The 2,561-nt window shown below is 68.8% G+C and carries 3 protein-coding genes; 1 reads left to right on the top strand and 2 read right to left on the bottom strand.

Annotated elements, in window-relative coordinates; genetic code table 11:
- On the bottom strand, positions 1 to 417 hold a 417-nt coding region (locus tag VGZ32_RS06050), incomplete at its 3' end, for a DUF4062 domain-containing protein (protein ID WP_326884840.1).
- Positions 418 to 447: 30 nt separating this feature from the next.
- Complete coding sequence (locus VGZ32_RS06045) at positions 448 to 1,173, bottom strand: SDR family NAD(P)-dependent oxidoreductase (RefSeq protein ID WP_326884839.1); 726 nt, start codon at positions 1,171 to 1,173, stop codon at positions 448 to 450.
- A gap of 370 nt (positions 1,174 to 1,543) precedes the next feature.
- Between VGZ32_RS06045 and VGZ32_RS06040 the strand changes: the two genes are divergently transcribed.
- Complete coding sequence (locus tag VGZ32_RS06040) at positions 1,544 to 2,308, top strand: glucose 1-dehydrogenase (RefSeq protein WP_326884837.1); 765 nt, start codon at positions 1,544 to 1,546, stop codon at positions 2,306 to 2,308.
- Positions 2,309 to 2,561 lie beyond the last annotated feature (253 nt).

Here is a 2,561-nt window from a genome sequence, read left to right as displayed (position 1 = left end):
GCTGAAGGTGCGAGAGGAAACCGACGCCTCCTGCCGGATCCGGTCCAGCAGCCGGGCGAGCCGCGGGTCGCGGCCGGGGGCCGGCTCCTTGACGTACAGCAGCTTCGGCAGCCCCGCCGACAGGTCGAACTCCTCTTCCAGGCCCGAGACATCTCCGCCGGGAGGCGCCTGTCCGTAGCGCTGCCAGTACAGCCCGACGAACACGTCGCTTTGCGCCAGGTAGGCCCGGTACACGTCCCGCGGCGGGTACGGCCGCGCGCCCAGCTCGAACATCACTGGGGTCAGCCGCAGCGCCGAGATGGCCCGCGTGACCGCGCGCCGCTCCTCGGCCAGCTCCTCCAGCGCGGAACTCACGAACACCCGCAGACGCCGGTCAGGAGTCTGGATGACCGCCTTATTCTCCTGCCCTTCGCTCACCGGACGTCCCTCTCCTGTCACTCGACGTGCTCATGCGCCGGTCATTCCGACGACTTGGTCGAACGTGTCGCGCTTGAGGTAGAGATCCCACATGGCGTCGGCGAGGTCGGCGGGGTTTTGCCGCTCCGGCAGGAGGGCCGGGTCATAGTTCTCGAGGACGAAGTCGCCGGCGTCGCTGTCGGCCACCGGGCCCGTGATCTGCAAGAGGCCCGCGTACACGCCGGTGCCGGCCAGGTCGGCGTGCAGAGTGTGCAGGTAGTGGCGGGCGGCGGCGGCTGCGGTGCCGATGTTGCCGAACGGCGGAGCCGGGATGCTGGCGTTGACCGGCAGGCCGAACAGGACCGCGCCGTCGCCGCGCTCGAGCATGCCGGGCAGTGCCTGGCGGATCAGCGTGACCGGGGTGCGAAGCAACAGGTCGAGGGGGAACTCGAAGGATGCGGCGTCCGCATCGCGGACAGCGGTCGCGTGCTTGAGCAAGTCGAGCCCGGAGGGTGCGTACTCCAGCACGTCGATCGGGCCGAATCGCGCGGTGATCGCCTCGATCATGCCGGGCAGCGCGTCGCGGTCGGCGAGGTCGCCGGCGAACCCGGCGGCCGTAATTCCGTCCGCGGCTAGTTCCTCAGTGTAGGCGTCCAGTCGTGCCTGGTTGCGGGCTACTAGGGCCACCTGGAATCCCTCCCGGCCGAACCGGCGGGCGACCGAGCGGCCCATGCCCGGGCCGGCCCCGAATACGGCAATGGTCTTGGTCTTGGACATGCGAATACCTTTTCTTCCAGAATTCATCGTGGGCCGTGTCCAGGCGTCGAAAGCAGGCACCTGAACGTGATCCGGACCAGGAGGACCCGGTCCGGCATCAGCCTCGGATTCAACTCCCGTTCGGAGTGGACGTCCGCAACATTAGGACTCGAAGAATGGACTGTCAAGTCCATTCTGTGACCGCTGAGTGCGGCGGCCGATCGGCGCCTGTCTCGCTCTGAACCCGGTGCGCCATGCCGCGTTTCTGGACTTGCAAGTCCATTCTTGTTATCGCATCCTGGCAGTGGATCCGGGCCGAATCCGGGGGCCGCGGGCGGCACCCCGATCGGTGCCGAGCGGTATATGGGAAGTCAGAGCAAGGAGCACACGTATGACGGGGCGGCTTGAAGGCAAGACGGCGCTGGTGACCGGGGCGACCAGCAACATCGGACGCGCGATCGCAGAGGAGTTCGCCGCCGAGGGCGCGCACGTGGTCGTCTCCGGGCGCAGCGGGCAGCGCGGCAGCGAGGTCGTGGACGGGATCCGGTCCCGGGGCGGTCGCGCCGAGTTCGTGCAGGCGGATCTGGACGGCAGCCCGGAGGCCTCGCGTGCACTGGCCCGGGAGGCGACCTCGGTGCTCGGCGGGCGTATCGACATCCTGGTCAACAACGCCGGCATCTACCCCGGCGGCGACACGTCGGCAATCGACGAGAAAACCTTCGACCAGGTCTACGCGGTGAACGTGAAGGCGCCCTTCTTCCTGACCGCGGCGATCGCGCCGGCCATGGTGGAAGCGGGCGGCGGGGCGATCATCAACCTGGGCTCGTGGATCGCCCGCCTGGGCGTCCGCCGCGCTGCACTGTACAGCTCCACCAAGGGCGCGATGGAGACCTTGACGCGGGCCTGGGCCGCCGAGTTCGGGCCTGAGGGGGTCCGCGTCAACGCCATCTCTCCCGGCGTGGTGCTCGAGAAGGTGCCCGGGGAGGTGAACCCGGCCGAGGCGAATATGAACGGCACCCCGGCCGGCCGGATGGGCAGGCCCCAGGAGATCGCGCACGCCGCGGTCTACCTTGCCAGCGACGAGTCCGCCTTCGTCCACGGCATCGTGCTGGACGTCGACGGCGGTCGTACCGCCGTGGCGGTCATCGCCCGGTAGCCCTGGAAGCCTCCTCGACAACGTAAAGATGGTCTGGGCGTCAGCCGTCAAGATCGCAGACCCCCGCCTTACCCCGATAGGTCGCTCGGTAGGCGGCTACTCGTACTGCATGGCGGGGAAATCCGGCGCGTCTCCGCGTCCGCCCGGGGTCATGTCCAGGACATTCCAGATCGGCCAGATCAGGTCGACGTGGCGGGGTTCCTCGCCGTCGTCGCGGGCGGCGAACATCAGCTCGGTCGCCCATCGGTGACGG

The organism is Actinocrinis sp., from assembly GCF_035938995.1.
Lineage (GTDB): Bacteria > Actinomycetota > Actinomycetes > Streptomycetales > Catenulisporaceae > DASZGI01.
This window is presented reverse-complemented; position numbering and strand designations above follow the sequence as displayed.